The sequence below is a fragment of the uncultured Oscillibacter sp. genome, assembly GCF_910579365.1.
Lineage (GTDB): Bacteria > Bacillota > Clostridia > Oscillospirales > Oscillospiraceae > Oscillibacter.
In genome coordinates this window covers 1-3531 of the sequence record NZ_CAJTUX010000131.1, presented here as the reverse complement: position 1 = coordinate 3531, position 3531 = coordinate 1, and the positions used below count along the sequence as shown (strand labels likewise).

Below are 3531 nucleotides of genomic sequence, written 5' to 3'. Positions count from 1 at the left end.
AGAACGAGGGCTATATCACGGACACGCAGATGAAAACCGTCTATGTGAAGCCCGGCGAAACAACCCTGGTGGAGTGGGAGAACACGCCTATCAGCGGACAGATTCAGATCACGAAGAAATCCGCTGACTATAACTCCACCAACGGCCTCCCCGCCGGAACGCTGCTGGAGGGCGCGGTCTTTGAAATCTACGACAAGGCCAGCAATCTCGTGGACACTATCCGCAGCGACAGCCGGGGTCTCGCCGTTTCCCGCCAGCTTCCCTTGGGCCGCTACACCATCCGCGAGGTGAAAGCGCCTTCCAATTACGGTGTGAACGAGACGCCCCTGACCGCCTATCTGGAGCATGAGGGCCAGATCGTCCGCTTCGAGGTCACCAACAAGAGCATGACCACTGGTGTGGCCATTACCAAAACCGGCCCTGCCGAGGCTATGGCTGGCCAGCCGGTCAACTACACCTTCTCCGGCATTGCCAACAGCTCCAATGTGCGCCTCGACAATTTCTACTGGCGAGACACCCTCCCCGCCGAGGTCCGGCTGGAGAAGATTGTCACCGGCACCTACAATTTCCCCGGCACCTATAAGATCACCTATCGGGTAAACGGCGGCGATCCCCAGACCCTGGCGGACAACCTCTCCACACAGAAGAACTACACCCTCGCCGCTTCCGCCACGGCCCTGGGCCTTGCCAGCAACGAGCGCGTCACCGAGATCATGTTCGTGTTTGGTCAGGCTCCCGGAGGCTTCGCTCAGGTAGAGAAGCCCATGCTGTACTGCAAGGCCGTGTCCAGCATTGCCGCCGACTCCTTTGTAAACAAAGCGGATGTGGGCGGCACCTACAATGGCGTATGGGTCCAGGCAGTCAGCCGCTGGGTGACCACTGTCTATGGCAAGAAGGTCCCCGCCACTCCGCTGCCCCGTACCGGCTATTGACTCCCAGCATTCTGGAGGTCCGCTGAAAAGCGGGCCTCCCATACATTATAAATAAATCACTTGTAAAGGAGCAAACAAACCATGCTGAAGATCACCGCAACCGGAAACCTGACCAACGACGTAGAGCTGAAGTCCCATGAGGATGGCAAGCCCTACGCCATCTTGCGGATCGCCTCGGACCGGCGCTACCGGGCCAGGGACGGTTCTCAGATCACCGACTTCGTCTCCATCAAGGTCCGGGGCCGTCTGGCAGAGCGCTGCGCCGCCTTCGCCTATAAGGGCTGCAAGCTGGCCGCCGCTGGAGACTTTGAAACCATCGCCTTTGACGACGATCCCTCCCGGCAGCCCGGTTTTCTTATCAAGGGCACGGAGGTGGAGTTCCTCTCCCCCAGGAAGGCAAACACCGCCGCCATGGCCGCCATGGCGAACCGGGAGGCCGCCTGCGGGATGCCTGAGAGCGAAGCCATTGCGTAATGCGGAACACAGGCGTCGAATATGGCAGCGCTGACCGGACGCCGGTAGTGCTGCCGGAGATGGCAGAACTGCTCCCCCCTCTCACGGGGGAGCAGCTTTCCGCCCTGGAGGCGGACCTGCTGAAAAACGGCTGTTACGCTCCCATTATTGTCAATGAGGACATGGTAATCGTCGACGGGCACAACCGCCAGAGCCTGTGCGTAAGGCACGGTATTCCGTATAAAATGGCGGTGTTCTCGTTTGAGGATCTGCTGGAGGCCAAGCGATGGGCCATTGAGAATCAGCGGGGCCGCCGCAATCTGGAGAAGTGGGAGCTGGGTAAAATTGCTTTGAAGCTGAAACCGGAGATCGAGGCGAAAGCTAAGGCCAATCAGTCTGCTGCGGGTGGGGATAAATTTGGAGAAAAACCGCTTTCGGCAACATTGCCGGAAGCGGTTTCTTCTGTAGATACCCGTAAAGAGCTGGCAGAAGCTGTTGGCCTGGGAGAGCGCACCATGGGCAAGGTCATGCAGATTGATGAACACGCCCCTGCCACCGTGAAGGAGGCCCTGGACAGCGGGGACCTGTCTGTGAACCAGGGCTACAACATCACCAAACAGGTCCAGGCGCTGCCGGAGGAGCAGCGTGAGGAGGCCGCCGCCCAGGCGGTGGAGCTTGCGAAAGCAAAAAAAGAAATCCAGGCCATCGACGCCGAGCCCTGCTCCATATCCATGGCATTGATGTGATTCCGGGACGTGGCGGAGATGTTCACCACCTCGCCGCCCAGGCCCTCGATGAGCGGCCCGTATTCCGACTCGGGGTCTATTACGATGATGTCGTCTTCTGTGGAGAGGGCAACCCCGGCGATTTCCTCCTTGGCGGTGAAGGATTTGCCGGAGCCGGAGACCCCCAGCACGAAGCCGTTTCCGTTCAGCAGCTCCTTCCGGTTAGCGACGATCAGGTTTTTGGAGATCACGTTCTGCCCATAGTAGACGCCGCCCTGGTCCCGAATTTCCTGGGCCTTGAAGGGCATCAGGACGGCCAGGGCCTCCGTGGTGAGGGTTCGCAGAGCGTCGATCCGCCGAAGGCCCAGGGGCAGGGCCGTCACCAGCCCGTCGGCCTGCTGCCAGTTCAGCGTGGCCAGCTGGCACAGGTGCTTCCTGGCGGCGGACTGTAAGGTTTCCGTGTCGCTGTCCAGTTCCTCCTTGCTGTCCGCCAGATGCACCAGCGTCACCACGGCGAACATCATCCGCTGGTCCCTCGTGGTGAGATCGTCCAGCATCTCCCTGGTTTCTTTTCTCTGCTGCTCCAGATCGTAGGGCACCACGGCGGAGAAATTGTTGTTGTTATTCTGCCGCCGCTGCCAGTTGGTGACATTGGTTTCCACGCCCAGGAGCCGGTTCTGCATCTCCCGGACGGCCTCGTCGGTGGGAACGGGAATCACGTCGATGGACAGCATCATGGTCCGGTTCAGGGCGGTCAGCTCGGAGATCATGCTGTCCTTGATGTAACTGGCGTACTCTTTGAGGAACAGCACCCGCCCAAACTTATTGCCCATGACGAAGTGGTCCTTCTTGAACTCCAGGCTATCCGGACAGATGGTATCCTTGAAGCTGTGGCCCTTCCGCATGAGGTCCCGAAGGTCCAGATGGTATTCCGCCTCCTCGCCGGTGCGGTAGAAGTCATGGAGGACCCGGAGCCGTTCCACGGCGTCCAGCTCCTCGCTGTGGGCGTCCAGGTGGCTGAGGCGGGTGGTCACGTCCGCCGTCACCCGGTCGAAGAAGGCGCGGGCCTCCTCGACATTCTTCCGGTGGACGGACAGCGTGACATACCGCTCCTGCACCACGCTGTTGGAGGAATCCGTCACCTTGTCCATGAGCATGGAATTGTACTCCGCCCGGTAGCCGTCGAGGTAATCGTCCTGGCGGGGGATGAGGATTTCCTGCTCAAAGTTCTGCCGGTTCAGCCGCTTATTGTTGATGGTGATCTTGGTGGTGGACCCCGTGTCCAGGGCGTTCAGCAGTTCTGAGTAGCCCAGGAACATGGAGGTCTTATCCTCCTTAGAGGCAATCGCATAGTTGATATCCGTGAAGCGGATGGTCTTGGAGAATTTGCTCCCGAACTGAAAAATCCCATCCGGCCAGAG

3 protein-coding genes and 1 pseudogene are annotated in these 3531 nt (G+C 59.6%); 3 read left to right on the top strand and 1 reads right to left on the bottom strand.

The window, feature by feature from the left end; genetic code table 11:
* The 3 genes from QZ329_RS15270 to QZ329_RS15260 form a co-directional block, all read left to right on the top strand.
* The coding region (locus tag QZ329_RS15270) for a prealbumin-like fold domain-containing protein (RefSeq protein ID WP_295753859.1) at nucleotides 1–932 on the top strand (932 nt) is incomplete at its 5' end.
* 81 nt (nucleotides 933–1013) lie between these two features.
* A complete protein-coding gene (locus QZ329_RS15265; RefSeq protein WP_295753858.1) occupies nucleotides 1014–1406 on the top strand; it encodes a single-stranded DNA-binding protein in 393 nt (130 codons plus the stop codon).
* Nucleotides 1406–2131, top strand: coding sequence for a hypothetical protein (locus tag QZ329_RS15260; RefSeq protein ID WP_295753857.1), 726 nt, complete (start codon nucleotides 1406–1408; stop codon nucleotides 2129–2131). The genes QZ329_RS15265 and QZ329_RS15260 overlap by 1 nt, the downstream gene beginning before the upstream one ends.
* Here QZ329_RS15260 and QZ329_RS15255 read toward each other — a convergent pair.
* Nucleotides 2107–3531, bottom strand: a pseudogene (locus QZ329_RS15255) (VirB4-like conjugal transfer ATPase, CD1110 family); the annotation flags it as partial. The gene QZ329_RS15260 and the pseudogene QZ329_RS15255 overlap by 25 nt on opposite strands.

What these genes read in the sequence shown, in the direction of transcription:
- QZ329_RS15265 (WP_295753858.1), top strand. Translation starts at nt 1,014, where the DNA reads ATGCTGAAGATCACCGCAACCGGAAACCTGACCAACGACGTAGAGCTG.
- QZ329_RS15260 (WP_295753857.1), top strand. Translation starts at nt 1,406, where the DNA reads ATGCGGAACACAGGCGTCGAATATGGCAGCGCTGACCGGACGCCGGTA.